Source organism: Salicola sp. Rm-C-2C1-2 (assembly GCF_040196175.1).
Classification (GTDB): domain Bacteria; phylum Pseudomonadota; class Gammaproteobacteria; order Pseudomonadales; family Oleiphilaceae; genus Halospina.
The window spans coordinates 1-15,609 of record NZ_JBEFNF010000011.1; the positions used below are offsets into that span (position 1 = coordinate 1).

Annotated in this window: 18 protein-coding genes; 8 read left to right on the top strand and 10 right to left on the bottom strand. The window is 59.9% G+C overall.

Going from position 1 to position 15,609, the window contains the following annotated elements; all coding sequences use genetic code 11:
* Positions 1–328 precede the first annotated feature (328 nt).
* From AAF659_RS14415 to AAF659_RS14430, 4 genes are read left to right on the top strand one after another with little or no spacing between them, the layout of a single operon-like run.
* On the top strand, positions 329–730 hold the full coding sequence (locus AAF659_RS14415; protein WP_349752484.1) for a hypothetical protein: 402 nt from the start codon (positions 329–331) through the stop codon (positions 728–730).
* 59 nt (positions 731–789) lie between these two features.
* A complete protein-coding gene (locus tag AAF659_RS14420; RefSeq protein ID WP_349752485.1) occupies positions 790–1,323 on the top strand; it encodes a hypothetical protein in 534 nt (177 codons plus the stop codon).
* 24 nt (positions 1,324–1,347) lie between these two features.
* Positions 1,348–2,253: a hypothetical protein gene (locus tag AAF659_RS14425; RefSeq protein WP_349752486.1), complete on the top strand. Its 906-nt coding sequence runs from the start codon at positions 1,348–1,350 to the stop codon at positions 2,251–2,253.
* Positions 2,235–3,026, top strand: a complete 792-nt coding sequence (locus tag AAF659_RS14430) for a hypothetical protein (RefSeq protein WP_349752487.1) — start codon at positions 2,235–2,237, stop codon at positions 3,024–3,026. The genes AAF659_RS14425 and AAF659_RS14430 overlap by 19 nt, the downstream gene beginning before the upstream one ends.
* Before the next feature lie 51 nt (positions 3,027–3,077).
* On the opposite strand, the gene AAF659_RS14435 is transcribed toward AAF659_RS14430, so the two are convergent.
* From AAF659_RS14435 to AAF659_RS14445, 3 genes are all read right to left on the bottom strand, one after another.
* A complete protein-coding gene (locus tag AAF659_RS14435) occupies positions 3,078–3,737 on the bottom strand; it encodes a type 1 glutamine amidotransferase domain-containing protein (RefSeq protein WP_349752488.1) in 660 nt (219 codons plus the stop codon).
* A gap of 149 nt (positions 3,738–3,886) precedes the next feature.
* Entirely contained in the window at positions 3,887–5,530 is a 1,644-nt protein-coding gene (locus AAF659_RS14440; RefSeq protein ID WP_349752489.1) for an FMN-binding glutamate synthase family protein, read from the bottom strand.
* A gap of 30 nt (positions 5,531–5,560) precedes the next feature.
* The gene (locus AAF659_RS14445) at positions 5,561–6,568 is read right to left on the bottom strand and encodes a lipid A deacylase LpxR family protein (protein WP_502949222.1); all 1,008 of its coding nucleotides are present in this window, start codon (positions 6,566–6,568) and stop codon (positions 5,561–5,563) included.
* Between the two features lie 99 nt (positions 6,569–6,667).
* On the opposite strand from AAF659_RS14445, the gene AAF659_RS14450 reads away from it, so the two are divergent.
* Complete coding sequence (locus AAF659_RS14450) at positions 6,668–6,811, top strand: DUF3096 domain-containing protein (protein ID WP_349752490.1); 144 nt, start codon at positions 6,668–6,670, stop codon at positions 6,809–6,811.
* Between the two features lie 42 nt (positions 6,812–6,853).
* Here AAF659_RS14450 and AAF659_RS14455 read toward each other — a convergent pair whose 3' ends face one another.
* The 4 genes from AAF659_RS14455 to cynS form a co-directional block, all read right to left on the bottom strand.
* Complete coding sequence (locus AAF659_RS14455) at positions 6,854–7,273, bottom strand: DUF4399 domain-containing protein (RefSeq protein WP_349752491.1); 420 nt, start codon at positions 7,271–7,273, stop codon at positions 6,854–6,856.
* Positions 7,274–7,397: 124 nt separating this feature from the next.
* Positions 7,398–8,210 (bottom strand): formate/nitrite transporter family protein, encoded by an 813-nt coding sequence (locus tag AAF659_RS14460; protein ID WP_349752492.1) that lies wholly within the window; start codon positions 8,208–8,210, stop codon positions 7,398–7,400.
* Between the two features lie 34 nt (positions 8,211–8,244).
* Positions 8,245–9,486 carry an alginate export family protein gene (locus AAF659_RS14465; protein WP_349752493.1) on the bottom strand — a complete coding sequence of 414 codons (1,242 nt, stop codon included), beginning with the start codon at positions 9,484–9,486 and terminating at the stop codon, positions 8,245–8,247.
* 85 nt (positions 9,487–9,571) lie between these two features.
* Complete coding sequence (gene cynS, locus AAF659_RS14470; protein ID WP_502949223.1) at positions 9,572–10,012, bottom strand: cyanase; 441 nt, start codon at positions 10,010–10,012, stop codon at positions 9,572–9,574.
* Between the two features lie 299 nt (positions 10,013–10,311).
* Between cynS and AAF659_RS14475 the strand changes: the two genes are divergently transcribed.
* Positions 10,312–12,237 carry a sigma 54-interacting transcriptional regulator gene (locus AAF659_RS14475; RefSeq protein ID WP_349752495.1) on the top strand — a complete coding sequence of 642 codons (1,926 nt, stop codon included), beginning with the start codon at positions 10,312–10,314 and terminating at the stop codon, positions 12,235–12,237.
* A 79-nt stretch (positions 12,238–12,316) separates the two neighbouring features.
* Positions 12,317–12,688, top strand: coding sequence for a gamma-glutamylcyclotransferase family protein (locus AAF659_RS14480; protein WP_349752496.1), 372 nt, complete (start codon positions 12,317–12,319; stop codon positions 12,686–12,688).
* Positions 12,689–12,691: 3 nt separating this feature from the next.
* On the opposite strand, the gene AAF659_RS14485 is transcribed toward AAF659_RS14480, so the two are convergent.
* Positions 12,692–13,096, bottom strand: coding sequence for an HIT family protein (locus AAF659_RS14485; RefSeq protein ID WP_349752497.1), 405 nt, complete (start codon positions 13,094–13,096; stop codon positions 12,692–12,694).
* A 94-nt stretch (positions 13,097–13,190) separates the two neighbouring features.
* Here AAF659_RS14485 and trhP point away from each other — a divergent pair, with 94 nt between their 5' ends.
* Positions 13,191–14,492 carry a prephenate-dependent tRNA uridine(34) hydroxylase TrhP gene (gene trhP, locus AAF659_RS14490; RefSeq protein WP_349752536.1) on the top strand — a complete coding sequence of 434 codons (1,302 nt, stop codon included), beginning with the start codon at positions 13,191–13,193 and terminating at the stop codon, positions 14,490–14,492.
* On the opposite strand, the gene AAF659_RS14495 is transcribed toward trhP, so the two are convergent.
* Positions 14,481–15,251, bottom strand: a complete 771-nt coding sequence (locus AAF659_RS14495) for a substrate-binding periplasmic protein (RefSeq protein WP_349752498.1) — start codon at positions 15,249–15,251, stop codon at positions 14,481–14,483. The genes trhP and AAF659_RS14495 overlap by 12 nt on opposite strands.
* Positions 15,161–15,577, bottom strand: coding sequence for a cytochrome P450 (locus AAF659_RS14500; RefSeq protein WP_349752537.1), 417 nt, complete (start codon positions 15,575–15,577; stop codon positions 15,161–15,163). Before AAF659_RS14500 ends, AAF659_RS14495 begins: the two co-directional genes overlap by 91 nt.
* Positions 15,578–15,609: the final 32 nt, after the last annotated feature.

Below are 15,609 nucleotides of genomic sequence, written 5' to 3' on the forward strand. Positions count from 1 at the left end.
ACTCGGCCACAGTCAAGCTGCGCGGTGGCGCCATCTTCTGCAGGATGGCTTCCTTACGTTCCGGTGAATAATGGGGCATGGTTGTCCTCTGAAATCATCAGGCGACAACTACCTTGACGCATAGGGCAAGTCTTCAACTGCTATTGGAAATGAGGATAACGACACTGAGGAGCAACGAACCCAGGACCTTCCGTACACGCCTGATCCTGACTATACGGTTCCCAAAGCAGGGGATCGCATCCACCGGCGTAAACATCCCGATGGCCCTAAAGCGGATCCCCGTACGATTCAATCCGATGGGAAACCTCTCGGAGCGAAAGAAGGCCAGATGCCTGCAGAATTTGCCGGCATGGAGGAGCCGCCCCCAAACCATGATGTTCTAGTGGAGGAGGGCTGGCCAACTCTCACGTACAAGGGAAATACGACCTACGATACGTTCACAGACGCCAAGCCTGTAGAGCTTTCGCCCGGAACAGAGATCTATCGGATTGTTGATGAACGCGCGGGGAATGATGGAGGGTTTTGGGCGTATGAAATTCCGGAAAGCAAAGCTGCGTGGCGTAGCGACTACGCCGTCAAGGATGATTGGAATGACAATGGCTACTATGTGAAACACGTTGTTGGTAAAGAAGGGTTGAAAGCATGGGAAGGGAAAGTTTCGGGGCAGCGTTATAGAAAACACGATGGTAAAAAGTTTTATCTCAAAGGTGGGGAACTCAACTTTTTATAACACCGGGAGATACGAACCCGAGTGCTCCAAAATTGACTAACTGGCCGGAGCCTTAAGCGATGGACTCACAGCTTAAGAAAAACCTTCTTCTTCGCAAATTCTCCAGTATCGAGTACATGGAGGAATTTAAGGACTACCATTGCCGTACCTTGGAAGCCATGGAAGAGGGGATTGAGTATTTCTACAACCATCCCCCCAGTGAAAACTGGCACCTGTGGGATCGCTCTGAATGGCCGGAGACCTGGGAGAGTCGTGCAGTCGCCAATTTCAGGGAGATGCAGGACTATCTTCAGGATGCGTTGGAGCGCGCTAAGCGAGGCGATACCAGTTATTTGGAGTCAGCTGCTGCAGATTTCAGCGGAATTGGCAAAGACATGGATGTTATGGGTGAGAAATGGTGGAGCTATATCCCAGCCGAGTATGAGGAGAAGTTCATAAAAAACCGTGCAGCTGCGGCAAAACACGCTTCCAACATTTGGCGGACTCTGGGTGACTACTGGAAAACCCCTGATTCTGTTCTGAAGGAAACAGTGACAGGCCCTATCGATGAACAGGACCTGCTTTGCTATCTAAAGCCTGGTGAGCAACCCTGAGCACTAAGGACGAACCAGCCAGCTATGGACGACGAACTAGCGCTTTACCTGAGTCAGAGGGCTGAGCTGATCATCAGCGATGATGCGGATCTCGGCCAGCTCAGAAAACAGGATCGCAGGCTTCTTTCCGCCATGGACCGCGGGGCGCTCGAATCACCCCTGTCCCAGCGCGAAGGCGCGGACGAGGCGTTGCTGGAAGCGCTGGAAACGGATCCTGAACAGAATGCCCTGTTGCTGGAAGCGCGGGATCGCATCTGGCCTGGCGAGCTCGCCAGAGTCCAGCAGCTGCTGATCGCCCAAGAAGGGGACAGGGGTGCTGCCTGGTGGCTGGCTGCTCATTATTCTCATCTGCCCTGTCCTGAGGATTTTCCCTCGGCCTGGTTCGCTCAGGTCTGGGCGGCTCGGGCCCTGTATCGTCGGGGAAAGATTAAGGAATTGCCGGAGCCCTGGTCGCTCTGGGCCGGGGCCCAGTCGGGGGCAGTGTCTGTAAAGGAAACCGCAATCGCGCTCTGGGAAGCGGGTGACGGGGCTCTCTGGGAAGACTGGCTGCCACGTCTGCTGGTGGCGTCCGATTCGGATGGTGCCTCGGCGCTGGTTAATGGTCTGGCACCTTATTTGACGGATGAGGAACTGATCCAGCTGATGGGCATGAGCTGCCAGAGCCGCTTCCTGCCCTGGCTAGCGAGCTTCCGGCACGATGAAGAATTGAAAGAGGTGGCCCTTCGGGAAGTCCGGTGGCTCAGCGGGGATCAACAGAAGCGTCACCAGGGCCGGCAGTGTTGGGGCGAGGACGTTTCGGAAGCGCCCTGGCAGCAGCTCTTTCAGTCCGTGCCGCTGGGGTTCCGGGGTCGGCTCTGGCACTGGTGTGCTGATGCGGTTGAGGGCGCAGCGAACTCGTTGCAGGGAGGCCGATGGTGCGCTGGGAACTGACGTCGATTGAGGGACAGCTTGGCGCCTGGCCGGCGGCCGACCTCCTGGCACCCGGGCTGACGGAATCACCCCTTATGCCGGATGAACAGGGCCAGTGCCTGATTGGGCCGAAGACGCAGGCCTCCAATCGGGAACGCCTCTGGTCCCAGATCGGGCCATTGCTGAGTGCATGTAAGCCGAACTGGGTGCTCCTGCCCGAGGCCCAGCGTGCCAACCGGGATTGGTGGGAAACGCGTCTGGGTGATATCGCGGAACCGGGTTTCGGGCGCGGTGCGGCAGCATTGGCACTGAGTCAGCTCAATCGGCTTGCCACGCCGGGGCGCCTGATTGCGGCTCATACGCCGGCAGAGGGTAGCGAAGGTATCGAAGGGGTGATGGCCCTGGAATGGGCGCCATCGGAGCGGGGCATGTCCTTTGGGCTGGCCCGTATGGACGGTCGCCTGGACGGCAAGACTGATGTAGGCGCCCTGCTGAATCTGGGCCGTGAAACCGTCACCCAGCCGGAAGCGCTTCTGTGCCCGGGCACCGGAGGGGATGGCTACCTGGAACGGCTGCTGCCTTTCCTCGCCGAACTGGGCTCTTGGGCACGCCCGGAAGTGCGCTGGGAATTCCCGGAGGCACGACTGGGGCGTCTTGGTGTTGTTGGCAGTCTCTATAGCTGGGCCTGGCTGGAAGCCGGGTACCGGTTGGGGGACTGGACTGGTCCCTGCGCCGTCATGGAAATGGATGAAAGCTCTCTGGTGGGGCTGTCAGTCGTGAGCTGGCGCCGCTGAATAACGACGCCACCCTTTTATTTTACGGCTAACGATTAGCCTCTCAGCGTGCTATTGCAGCGCCGCAATCAGTTTCTCGGCCACGGCCGCCGATGATTGCGGATTCTGGCCGGTGATCAGCTTGCCGTCCTGAATGGCCAGCGGATTCCAGTCGTCAGTAGCCTCATGCTTCGCCCCAAGTTCCTTCAACCGGCTTTCCAGCAGAAACGGCACTTTCTCTTCGCCACCGACCGCTTTTTCCTCGCTATCGGTAAAGCCCGCTACACGCCGGCCCTGAATAAAGGGGGTGGCGTCGTCGCGGCGCATCCCGCCAAAGACAGCCGGCGCGTGGCAGACACTGGCGATTATGCGATCCGAGTTCTCGAACGAGAATAGCAGTTCATGCAGCTTGCGGTTATAGGGCATGTCGAATACCGTGCCGTGTCCGCCGGGCATGTAGACCGCGTCATAGTTGTCCGTGTCCAGGGTCTCGAAAGCGGGGGTGGATGCCAGTTGGTCGATGGCGTCCTGCCAGGCCCGGGCCTGGTCGTCATCCACGGCACTGTTCGGGTCGACCGGAACCTGGCCACCGGCAACCGAGGATACAGTCACCTCGTGACCTTTCTCGCGCAACATTTGGTAGGGAACCGCAAACTCTTCCAGCCAGACGCCGGTCGGGTCGCCGTTGAGCATGCGGTCGTGATTGGTCAGAACAAAAAGAATGCGACTCATGGTGGTTTCTCCCTTATCGCTTTGAATTGACCCCTACTGTGCCGCCTTATCAGTGATTCATCGAATTTATTTCTGTTATTTTAGATATTTTCTTATTTCATTTCTTGTGTTGTGCTGTCCGGAATCGGTTCGTCACTTACGGATTGCCCTCAGCGCACCGGATTCCGGCTGAACCTGATTACGGAACTGGGCACACCAAACTCGCGGGCACTGGCTTCTTCCCAGTAATGGTCAAAAAGTTCGTACCCCGTTATGCCTTGCAACAGAGCGCCCGGTTCAAGAAAGGGGTAGATGTCGCGGTAGGTTCGGAACTCGGTCTGTGAACTCTGCTGAATGATGTGGTCCGGGCCCAGTTCCGAGGCATCCTGAAGACCAGCAGCTCCGATGAGGTTCCCCAGGGCCTGCACCGTATTCCGGTGATAGTGAAACACGCGCTCGCTCTTGAGCGGCACGTCCAGCTTGCTGCCTCGCTGGGGGTCCTGGGTGGCTACGCCGCTGGGGCAGCGGCCGGTGTGGCAGTTCAGCGCCTGAATGCAGCCAAGCGCGAACATGTAGCCACGGCCGGCATTGCACCAGTCCGCGCCCAGCGCCAGAGTCTTGGCCAGATGGAAGCCGGAAGTGATCTTGCCAGCGGAACCCACCGCAATCGCATCCCGCAGGTTGGTTCCCACAAGCGTGTTGTGGACCATTAGAAGGGCGTCCAGCATCGGCATGCCCAACCGGTTGATGAACTCCAGCGGTGCCGCGCCGGTGCCACCCTCGCCACCATCGACCATGATGAAATCCGGATGCCGTCCGGTCTCCAGCATGGCTTTCACTATGGCGAACCATTCCCAGGGATGGCCAATCGCCAGCTTGAAGCCTACCGGTTTGCCACCCGACAGTTCCCGCAGCCGATCCAGGAATTCGAGCAGTTCGATGGGCGTGTTGAAGGCCGAGTGGCTGGGAGGCGAAACCACATCTTCGCCGGCGGTTACCCCGCGGGCCTCGGCGATTTCCTGGGTCACCTTGGCACCGGGCAGTATGCCGCCATGGCCTGGCTTGGCGCCCTGGGAGAGTTTCACCTCAATCATCTTCACTGCGTCCCGCGTGGCGTTCTCAACGAACCGTGTCTCACTGAAACGCCCCTGTTCGTCCCGGCACCCGAAATAGCCCGAGCCGATTTCCCATACCAGGTCGCCACCGCCTTCCAGATGATAGCGGGAGATCGAGCCTTCCCCCGTATCGTGGTAGAAACCACCGCGGGCGGCACCATGGTTCAGCGCCCGGATGGCGTTGGCGGACAGCGAGCCGAAGCTCATGGCGGATATATTGAAGATGCTGGTGCTGTAGGGCTGGGCGCAGCGGCTGCCAATCGTGATGCGGAAGTCCGTGTGCGAGTGATCGACGGGGGTCAGCGAGTGGTTGATCCATTCGTAGCCCGGATGATCCATGTCCAGAAGACTGCCGAAGGGGCGCTTGTCCAGAGTGTTCTTGGCACGCTGGTAGACGATGCGACGCTGTTCCCTGCTGAAAGGGCGTCCTTCGGTGTCCGAGAAGATGAAATACTGGCGGATCTCGGGGCCAATGGACTCAAGGAAGTAGCGGAAGTGCGCCAGAACCGGATAGTTTCGACTGACGGTATGCCTTGGCTGAAGCAGATCCCAGGTTCCCAGTGCGCTAAGAGCGAGCGCGGGAAGCGCGATGGCCAGCCACCAAACGGACAGGGTGGTGAGTGCTAGCGCGATGCAGCTTGCCAGGATGCAGGTCACGTAGGCGCCGTAGCGCACTGGGATCCAGGTTTGAGTTGTCATGTGGTCGTCACCCTTTATTGTTTGATGACGTCAGAGACGCCAGACGAGTGAGACAATACCAAAAGACAGAGGGTCCTTGTTGGTCGCATCCTGCGATGTTGTGGTTCGCAGCGAGACCGAAAAATGGACATCCTGCGTGTGCCAGCTGGCGCCAATACCCGCGTGGCCGACCACGGGTGCCTGATCGTACTGGTAGCGACCGGAGCGCTCCTCAAGGTAGGAATAGGGAACCCATTCGCCAAGGGCACCGACAAATACCGACCAACCAGGTCCTGGCGCATCCAGAATGCCTGGCATGCCCATTGACGAGGACAGACTCGCGTAGTCCGAGATGAAATTATCCGGCAGATTGGTGCCAAAGCGCCAGCCCATCCCGAATTGGACGTTGGAGACGAAATTGCTGGCTCGAGCGCCCGCCAGCCAGTTGACATCGTGTTGAAGGTCGTCCGTCGTACCAGAGCTGAAAAGCTGGCGGGCATGTTGAGCCTGAATCCCGCCAACCCAGTCTGTTCCGAGCTGGTTATCCCAGCCTTTGGGGTCAGTACTCCCCGTGACACCATGAACCCATTTCTGTGCTTCTTCTGCCAGTGAATCCGGTCCGACCACGCCCGCCATCACGCCATAACCGGTGATGCTGCGGTCGTTCCAGCTCCAGAGAGTGGCGCCGCCGGAAAGATAGCCGGTGTAGGGGATATCATTGTACTGGGGTTGACGGGCCTCAATATCCTGGGGGGTGATCATCAGCTGGCGCAGCGACCAGGCCAGGGCGTGGTTATTCCCTGTGGCGCCAATGCCAGGGAGGGGCGTAAGCAACTCCCGGGCGTGGGCGCTTGAACACGTGGTGCAGTTGCGTTTTTTTTCAGCCGCCTTTCCCAGATAGGAAAGCCTGAGGCCATTGGTGTAGCCCCTGTCCTGGCCGGTCATCAGATCATTATCCCACGAAAGACTGAGTGTACCGGCCGTAATCGGCCCGCTCAGCAGGGAAGCAAGAAGAAAAAGGGTAATCCTGAACGGTGGTCGCTTGGTTACTGTGCGCATGCTAACTGTATACGGGTTGTTAACTGAAGGCCTATTCTAGGCAGGCCATGTTCCCGTTGGACTCAGTGATTGCCGCAAAGGTTTGTTAAAGGAGGTGTTGTGACGTTTCACATTGATCTTGCCCCATTGATCTCTCTGGGTGCAGGTATCGGTATTCTAATTTTTCCCAAGCTGCTTAATTACATTGTGGCAGGCTATCTGATCACCATGGGGGTTCTCGGCCTGGTGGGACACGGTTTCTGAATTGATTGCCTCACCAGGCCGAGCGGTCAAGTCAAAGACCTTTCATTCAACGGTGATGGTGATGGTTTCGGATTTTACCGGAGGCGTGTGGGGTGTATGCGTTTCATCTCCGAGCAGCAGCGTCAGCTCGTGTTCGCCGGACTCAAGATCCAGTGTGGTCTGGGTCTGGCCACCGCCGAAGTGCCGGTGCTGGTCGTCGGAAGGAATGGGCTCATCCATTGCGGGCATCTCTTCCACATCCACCAGCAGGTGGTGGTGGCCGGTGTTCTCCCGGTCGACCCCGGCGGGCGCCACACCCATGCCCTCAATGCCGAAGCGCACCGTTACGGGGGAGCTGACTGTCTCACCGTCCTGTGGGGAAATGAAGTAGGCGGAAGCATCTTCCGGCGCCTCGCTGGCCATCGCGGCGGTTGTGCCCAGTGCCAGTGTGAGGCCGGTCAGTGTTCGGGTCAGTGCTTTCATGCTGTAACTCCCTGTGTGGGTGGGAATACCAGCATAAAAAGCCGGGACGGGTGGCGGCAAGCCACCACGTCCCGGCTGGGAGGGTTATTACCGGATGGTCATTCAGTGCAGGGTTTCGCCCCGATCAGGAAAAGCTCTTCTTCGGCTGGGTGCGGACGTGTGTGGTGTAAAGCACCAGGCCCACCAGCGTCAGGCCGCCCACGAGGTTGCCCAGAACGGTGGGAATCTCGTTCCACATGATGTACTGATAGAGAGTGAATTCACCGCCCATCATCAGACCGATCGGAAAAAGGAACATGTTCACGACGGAGTGCTCGAAGCCCAGATAGAAGAAGATGATGATGGGCATCCACATGGCCATGATCTTGCCGGAAACATGGGTTGAGATGCTGGCCCCGACAACGCCCATCGACACCATCCAGTTACAGAACATCCCGCGGAGGAACAGGACGATCCAGCCGGCAATACCGGCTTCCTGGTAACCCACGGTCCGGCTTTCGCCAACGGCCATGATCTTCTGGCCGACTTCATTGATGGCTTCGGAGCCACCCATGGAGAAGTTGAGGTAGCCGAAAACCGCGATGAAGAGCGCGCCGCCTAGGTTACCGAGTGCTACAAGACCCCAGTTCTTGAGCATGCGTGGGAAGGTGACACCGGGTCGCTTGTCCAACAGGGCCATGGGCACGAGCGTGAATACCCCCGTAAGCAGGTCGTAGCCCATGAGATAGAGCATGCAGAAGCCCACCGGGAACAGCAGGGCGCCCACCAGGAACGAGCCGGTCTGTACCGCGATGGTGATGGTGAAAATCACCGCCAGCGCCAGCGTTGCCCCCGCCATAAAGGCCCGGATGAGGGTGTCCCGGGTGCCCATGTGGACCTTGGCTTCGCCCGCGTCCACCAGCTTGGTGACGAACTCGTTGGGTTGAAGATAGGACATCGTATTTCTCCTTCAGAAAGTTAAGGTTCGGTCGTCAGAAACTGGCATCAATCCAGAGCCAGGCTTTGTCGGTGTCGGCGGTCTGCCTGTTGCCCTCCTCGCTCTGATGGAACGCAGCCTTGGCGCCGACTGTGTAGGTGCTGTTCGGGGACCAGGTAGCGACCAGCCCGGTTTCCGAGCCATAGTCGTCACTGCCTTCATCGCTCTCGAACCGATGGTGGACCGCCTTGAGCGAAACACCGTTGATGGCCGTGGCCACCGACACGTAGGTGTCCCGCAGTCCGGGATCCGGAGTGGCGAGGAACTGATCGGCCCAGCCGTTCATGGCGTGGAGCGTGGCCAACGGTGTCTGGAACGCGACGTTGCCTTCATCCGAGCCGAGCAGCTCCTGCCCGACTTTCGCGGTCACGCCACTGGAGCGCGCACCGGCCTCGATGCGGTAGTAGTCCGTATCAAAGCTGTCCGGATTGTCGTCGTAATCGGACTGGCGGGCGACTTCCAGCGTATAGAGGGCCGTCAGATCGTCGGTGAGCCCGCTTTCACCACTGAACCGCAGGCCATGGCTGCGCGTTGAGTCGCCAGGTGCGTTCTCGTAGGACAACAGATAGGTGTAGGCCGTGAGCGAGCCGGCGGCGAGGCCGTCGTAGCGCGCGTTGAGCACCCCTGTGTCCATGGGGGCATTCCCGTTGGCGCTGGCATCGGAGAAGATGCGGTTGGCGTTATACAGGTAGCCCCCGGTCAGGGTGGTATCCGGGAGGGACTCATTGACGGCGGTGAAACCGTCAAAAGTCTGCTCATTCTGGCGCCAGCCCACGGTGCCGATGAACCGGTGGTTGTCCAGAAAGAAGCGCTGGCGACCATAGGTCATCCGCGTATCCGCCAGCCCCTCATAGCGTACCCAGGCCTGGTTGATTTCGGTCTCCGCCGGATCGGCAACAACAGGCCGGTCCGAGACGCCATTAATGGTGCTGTTATAGGTCTCGCCACCGAGCCGTGTCACATGCTCAGCCTCAAGAAACCCCATGAAGCCGCCGACCTCGCCGGTCCGGTAGCCCAGGCGGGTTCTCAGCGTGGAGGCGCCCGCGTCTTCGTCGAAGCCGCTCTGGTCCACGAGCTCATAGCGATAGCGTGTGTCCAGATTGGCTTCGCCGTTGCTGAGCGCCTCCGTGACCGGATCCGCGGCCAGTGCTGGCGGTGTCACCAGTGTCAGGGCCAGCCCCAGGGCCGGGATCGGATAATGACCATGTCTGTTGATGGATAGGTCGGTGTGCAGCATAGTTAGCCCTCGATTAGCGAATGGATACTGATCCGGAGCCGGTCAGCTCCGGAACCTGTTCCGGTGGTTACCGCGCCACCATCACTTACCACCGCTTGTAGGGGAGGAACTTGCCGTCGAGCGTGATCACAACGCGGTCGCCTTTAGGGTCTTCGACGCGATCCACGAACATCTTGTAATCGATGGCGCTCATGATGCCGTCACCGAATTTCTCGTGGACGATGTCTTTGACGCTCTGACCGTAGATCATGCTTGCCTCATACAGGCGGTAGATCAGCGGATCAGTTGGGACCGCGTTGCCCCACTGCTTGTTGGGGCAAGTCTGCAGCAACTGTGCCACCTCATCGCCAAGCGCAAGCGTCTTGCAGAGGCTTTTGGCCTGATCCTCCAGCATGGTGTTCATGCCGTAGCAGCAGGAGGCGGTCCACACGGGCGACATGCCAATGGACTCGGCCAGCTGCTCCCAGGTGTAGCCTTTCTCGTTCTTGGCCGTGAGGATGGTCGCGGTCATGGTTTCGTGGTTCATCATGGTGCTGCTCCTGTTTCACTGTTGTGCAGATGCGTCTGGTATGCCCCGGAAAAGGGCACCATCAGGATCGCCCGGCAGCGCCTGTGCCGAGGGTTCATGGCCACTATCGCAGTGATCGTGCCAATCTGATTCAGGATCTTAATGTGCTTTATTTTCAGTTATTTAAGTTTTTAAAGATGGCGCAGGAAGGATTACGTTATTTCGTGATTCACGCGAATTCGTAGTTTTGGACTACGGAAAGTCGTAATCCGGCATGGTGTTTGATTGGGGCAAGGGAAACCGTCAACGGAGGCCCCATGAACGCTGTCATCACACCGCAGACGCATCTGGAGTGGATTGAGGCGCTGCCGGAGCCCGGCCTGCTGGTGGATCCGGTGCGCGATACGGTTGAGGCTGCCAACAGTCATCTGGCGCGGATGCTGGGAAGGTCGGTGGAAGAGCTGGTGTCTCTGCGCGTCACCACGCTTTTCGGCGGCCAGATCCCCCAGCTGGTCAGCCTCACCGACGAGGCCATGACCCATGGTGAGGCCTGGAGCCGTGATCTGAGCCTGGTGGCCCGCGATGAGCGGGTTATTGAGCTCGAGATGTCCCTTTCCGTCATGACGCAGGGCCCGGAACCCCGGGTGCTGATCCTGCTGCGCGATCTGGCCCTGCTGCGCGAGCGCCGGGAACGGCACGAGATCAACAGCTACCATCGGGGTGGCCTTCTGCACTGGAAGCGTGTGGAGACCCTGTTCCGGGAAATCGAGCGCGAGAACCAGCTGATCCTGGAGGCGGTAGGTGAGGGCATCTACGGTGTGGACGCCGAGGGCCGGACCACCTTCATCAACTCCGCCGCAGAGCGCATGCTGGGCTGGCACCGGGATGAACTGCTCGGCCGTGTTATGCACACGGCTATCCATCACAGCCACTCGGACGGCACCCCCCACCAGCGTGAGTGCTGCCCCATCTACCGGGCCTTCCGGGATGGCGCCGTCCACCGGGTTAACGACGATTTCTTCTGGCGACAGGACGGCTCCGGCTTCCCGGTGGAATACACCAGCACGCCCATCGTGGACAACGGCCAGCTCGTAGGCGCCGTGGTGGTGTTCCGTGACATCACCGAACGCCGCCGCACCGAGGACAGTCTAAAGGAGGCGCTGGAGGAGGTGGAAATGCTCAAGCACCGCCTGGAGATGGAAAACGCCTATCTCCAGGAGGAGATCAGCGCCGAGCACAACGCGCATGAGATTGTGGGGCGCAGCGAGGCGGTGGCAGCCATGATCCAGCGCATCGATCTGGTCGCACCCACTGGCGCCAATGTGTTGGTTACGGGGGAGTCCGGCACCGGCAAGGAATTGATTGCCAGGGCCATCCACAACGTCAGCGCGCGCTCCGAAAGGCCCATGATCCGGGTGAACTGCGCGGCCATCCCGGCGGAGCTTTTCGAGAGTGAGTTCTTCGGCCACGCCAAGGGGGCCTTTACCGGAGCGGTCAACGACCGGGGCGGTCGTTTCGAGCTTGCCGACGGCGGCACCCTTTTTCTGGACGAGGTTGGTGAGATTCCGCTGTCACTGCAGGGCAAACTGCTGCGCGTCCTGCAGGAGCAGACCTTTGAGCGTATCGGTGAAACACGCACCCGCAGCGTGGATGTGCGGGTTATCGCGGCGACCAACCGTGACCTCAGAGCCGAGGTGGAGGCGGGACGGTTCCGTGAGGATCTGTATTTCCGGCTGAACGTGTTCCCTATAGAATCCGTGCCGCTGCGCGACCGCCCGGAGGATATTCCGCCGCTGGCCCAGCTGTTCCTGCGCAACGCGTGCCGCAAGTTCCATCGCGAGCAGTTGGAGCTCAGCCACGCCAATGTGGAAGCGCTCCAGCGCTACAGCTGGCCGGGCAACGTGCGTGAGCTGGAGAATGTGATCGAACGCCAGGTGATTGTCACTCGTGGCGGGAAGCTGAGTTTTGATCTGCCAGCGGACCGGGAGGCCGCCAGTCCGGGCCCGGTTGTTGCGGGTACGGAAACCCCCGGAACAACGCAGCGACCACTGACCGAGGGCGAGAAGCGGCAGCAGGAGCGTGATAACATGATGAGTGCGCTTCGCAAGTGCGGGGGCAAGGTCTTCGGGCAGGGGGGCGCGGCCGAACTGCTGGAGGTCAAACCCACGACTCTCGCCTCCAGGCTCAAGCGCCATGGTATTGACCCGCGCCAGTATAGAAGCCGGGGCGAGGTGGCTGTATGACACAGAGACTGCTTGAGTGTCTTTATCGGGTCTTGATCGGGCGCTGGAGTGGAAGCACTGTTGCTATCGGAAGCGGGGAATGAGCGACGACGAGAGCACAGGGTTTCGCATCGCGGTCTATGGCACCCTCAAGCGCGGCTATGGCAATCATCGCCTGCTGATGCGCGCGCGTTTTCTGGGCACGGATCACCTGAACAGTATTGTTCTTCACGATCTGGGACCGTGCCCCGGTGCCGTTGATCAGCCTTCCCAGGGGATTGTGGTGGAGGTGTATGAAGTGGATGAGCGGACGTTCGAGCGGGTTGATGCCCTGGAGGGCTACAATGCCCGGGCGCCGGAGCGGGGCGAGTACACCCGCCAGCTGCGGGATACCCGCTTTGGTGCGGCCTGGGTCTATTTCTACAATGGCAGCGTTCGCGGGTTCCGCCGCATCACGCGCGGGGCCTGGTAGGGGTTAGGCCTCGACCGGAGCCTGCTGGCGGATGGCCTCAACCGCCGTCTCACTCCAGGCGGGCCCCTCGGGGAGATGGCCCCAGACCGCCTCCGGCCAGCAGGGATCGCCTTCGCTGCGACCGATCACGTGAATATGCAGCTGGGGCACACGGTTCCCGATGGCCCCCAGGTTGATGCGATCACTGCCGTGATGGTGCTTGATGAAACGGGCCATCGCGTCCGTCACCCAGTCCAGGTCGCCACGCTCGGTCATGCCCATCTCGTGCAGTTCTCCCGCCTCCGTTTCAGGAACCACGATGTACCAGGGAACGCCGGCATTGTGATGGAGCAGGATCTGGCAGTTCTCCAGGCGGCCAACCCAGTGGCAGTCGGCCTCTAGCTGTGGGTGCAGGCTGAAATCGCTCATGCTACAAGCGTAAAATGGACAACGGTGCAAGGAAAGGGCTGAGGGCTGACGGAAATCAAGGAGCGGTTGCGTCCCCGTGTCCTATCCTGCATCCATGCCAGAACTTGCCCCTGAATTGTTGGCGCCGGTGGGAAACTGGCGTCATCTCGAAATGGCGATCGCCTATGGCGCGGATGCCGTGTATGCCGGCCCGCCCCGGTACTCGCTGCGTGTGCGCAACAACAGCTTTCGCGATGCGAAGGCGCTGGCGGAGGCTATCCAGCGCACGCACGCCCATGGTCGGCGTTTCTATCTGGTCCTGAACATTGCGCCCCATAATGACAAAATCCGTTCCGCGATGCGGGATCTGGAGCCGCTGATCGCGGCCGGTCCGGATGCACTCATCATGTCCGACCCGGGCCTGATCATGCTGGTGCGGGAAAGCTGGCCGGAGATGCCCATCCATCTGTCAGTGCAGGCCAATGCGGTGAACTGGGCTACCCTCGAATTCTGGCGCCGGCAAGGATTGGAGCGGGTTATTCTCTCCCGGGAGTTGTCTCTGGATGAAATTGAAGGAGTGCGTGAGAAGGTTCCAGGGATGGAGCTGGAGGTGTTTGTGCACGGGGCACTGTGCATGGCCTACTCTGGCCGGTGCCTGCTTTCCGGCTACATGAATCATCGTGACGCCAACCAGGGGGCATGCACCAATGCCTGCCGCTGGTCCTATACCCCGAAACCATCCACTCACGACAGTAGCGGTGACCTCATTCCGGTGCACCAGGAGGAGAATGAGCGCAGCCTGCTGGTGGAGGAGGCGGGTCGCCCGGGTGAAAGTGTGCCCATGCATGAGGATGAGCATGGCACCTACATCATGAACTCGAAGGATCTACGAGCCGTGCAGCACGTAGAGCGGCTGTGCCGGATGGGCGTGGATTCGCTCAAGATCGAGGGGCGTACCAAGAGTCCCTATTACGTGGCCCGCACAGTGCAGGTTTACCGGCGTGCCATTGATAATGCCATGGCGGGTAAGGCGTTTGATCAGACGCTGATGGATGAGCTGGAAGCGCTTTCCAACCGGGGTTATACTGAAGGGTTCCTGCGCCGGCATCCGCCGGCCGAGTACCAGCGTTACGAGAGCGGCACATCGTTGCTGGGGAGCCGCCAATGGGTGGGTGAAGTGCTCTCTGAAGCACAAGGCTGGCTGTGTATTGACGTCAAGAACCGCTTTGAGCGTGGCGACTGGCTGGAACTGATGACGCCCTCCGGCAATCATTGGTTCCAGCCGCAAACGTTGCTCTCTGAACGCAATCGCGAGCCCGTGGCGGCAGCGCCGGGCAGTGGTCATCAGGTCTGGATTCCCACACCAATCGCCGGCTTTGTACCTAAAACGGCCCTGCTCACCCGCTCATTGGTTTAAGACGCTGTAATCGGTCAGTATCGCCGCGATCATCCCCTTTTCACGCAGTGTCCTCATGCCCCGGCTCAATGCCTCGGCCAACTCTCTGCCGTTCGGTTTTGCCGGCGAAAAAGCGATGTACAGCTCCTCCTGGTACGCCAGTCCGGCATTGCGAAGGGGGGTGGTGCGGCCATCGCGCTCGTAGTGATAATTGAGGACTTTTTCTTCCGCCGCCAGCGCATCAATCCGCTCCATTTTCAGAAGTTGGATCAGCCGTGGCAGAACCTCATTGCCACTGAGCACCATAAGGCGCTCTGCGTTGTCTTCGTTGGGCTCGATATAATCGTTGAACAGCCCGCCATAGGAATATTCATGAATCACGCCGAGGCGGACGGCTGGGAGCGAGTCCAGGCCTGTGTAGCGCCAGTCGCTGTCCGGCAGCGTGAACAGGCTGTGGTGGGCTAGGGCCAGGGGCTGATCGGGAAAGTGGAAATTGGGAGTTTCTGCGGGGCCGGTACCAATGATTCCGTGGAATGTTCCCTTACGCACGTCACGGATTGCGCGGCGCCAGGGCATACTCTGGTAATCCACGCGATAACCTTCCAGTGACAGCGCCTGGCGGGCGATTTCCACCAGGATCCCGGGGGAATCGGCATCCGGGGCACAGTTGAAGGGGCACCATTCGTCCGCTACCAGAGTGACCACATTACCGTCTTCCGCGCCCTGGGCCGGTGCGGCAAACAGAAAGACCGTAAGAGCAACAAGGGTGAGCGGACGCATGGGGATCCCATCAACAGTCCATTGAAGGCATTAGAATGAATGTACATCTGCGATGGATAGGCCCGCAAGCAGAAGGCGGCTGCGATTGCGTCCGGGTCACCAAAGACAGCCTCATCCCGGTTGGCGGAGGCCCACAGGATCGTCAGGCGCTCGCCCGCCTCAATCCGGCGGTCTCCGAGTGTCACTGGGCAAGTGGCGACGCGGCGGTTGGACATGAGCGGTGCATCGCGGCGGAGAAGCTCGTCAATGGTGCCGTCCAGTTCCTCCGGGTGGGCCGCGCAGACCTCTGCGCTGGGATGCCCATCTCCAGATGCTGGAAGCGGCAGTGGCCGGTGTCCCCATCATTTTCCCGGTAGCC

Excerpts from the sequence above, each read along its gene's own strand:
- AAF659_RS14415 (WP_349752484.1), top strand. The coding sequence starts at position 329 with ATGCCTGCAGAATTTGCCGGCATGGAGGAGCCGCCCCCAAACCATGAT.
- AAF659_RS14420 (WP_349752485.1), top strand. The coding sequence starts at position 790 with ATGGACTCACAGCTTAAGAAAAACCTTCTTCTTCGCAAATTCTCCAGT.
- AAF659_RS14425 (WP_349752486.1), top strand. The coding sequence starts at position 1,348 with ATGGACGACGAACTAGCGCTTTACCTGAGTCAGAGGGCTGAGCTGATC.
- AAF659_RS14430 (WP_349752487.1), top strand. The coding sequence starts at position 2,235 with ATGGTGCGCTGGGAACTGACGTCGATTGAGGGACAGCTTGGCGCCTGG.
- AAF659_RS14435 (WP_349752488.1), bottom strand. The coding sequence starts at position 3,737 with ATGAGTCGCATTCTTTTTGTTCTGACCAATCACGACCGCATGCTCAAC.
- AAF659_RS14440 (WP_349752489.1), bottom strand. The coding sequence starts at position 5,530 with ATGACAACTCAAACCTGGATCCCAGTGCGCTACGGCGCCTACGTGACC.
- AAF659_RS14445 (WP_502949222.1), bottom strand. The coding sequence starts at position 6,568 with ATGCGCACAGTAACCAAGCGACCACCGTTCAGGATTACCCTTTTTCTT.
- AAF659_RS14455 (WP_349752491.1), bottom strand. The coding sequence starts at position 7,273 with ATGAAAGCACTGACCCGAACACTGACCGGCCTCACACTGGCACTGGGC.
- AAF659_RS14460 (WP_349752492.1), bottom strand. The coding sequence starts at position 8,210 with ATGTCCTATCTTCAACCCAACGAGTTCGTCACCAAGCTGGTGGACGCG.
- AAF659_RS14465 (WP_349752493.1), bottom strand. The coding sequence starts at position 9,486 with ATGCTGCACACCGACCTATCCATCAACAGACATGGTCATTATCCGATC.
- cynS (WP_502949223.1), bottom strand. The coding sequence starts at position 10,012 with ATGAACCACGAAACCATGACCGCGACCATCCTCACGGCCAAGAACGAG.
- AAF659_RS14475 (WP_349752495.1), top strand. The coding sequence starts at position 10,312 with ATGAACGCTGTCATCACACCGCAGACGCATCTGGAGTGGATTGAGGCG.
- AAF659_RS14480 (WP_349752496.1), top strand. The coding sequence starts at position 12,317 with ATGAGCGACGACGAGAGCACAGGGTTTCGCATCGCGGTCTATGGCACC.
- AAF659_RS14485 (WP_349752497.1), bottom strand. The coding sequence starts at position 13,096 with ATGAGCGATTTCAGCCTGCACCCACAGCTAGAGGCCGACTGCCACTGG.
- trhP (WP_349752536.1), top strand. The coding sequence starts at position 13,191 with ATGCCAGAACTTGCCCCTGAATTGTTGGCGCCGGTGGGAAACTGGCGT.
- AAF659_RS14495 (WP_349752498.1), bottom strand. The coding sequence starts at position 15,251 with ATGCGTCCGCTCACCCTTGTTGCTCTTACGGTCTTTCTGTTTGCCGCA.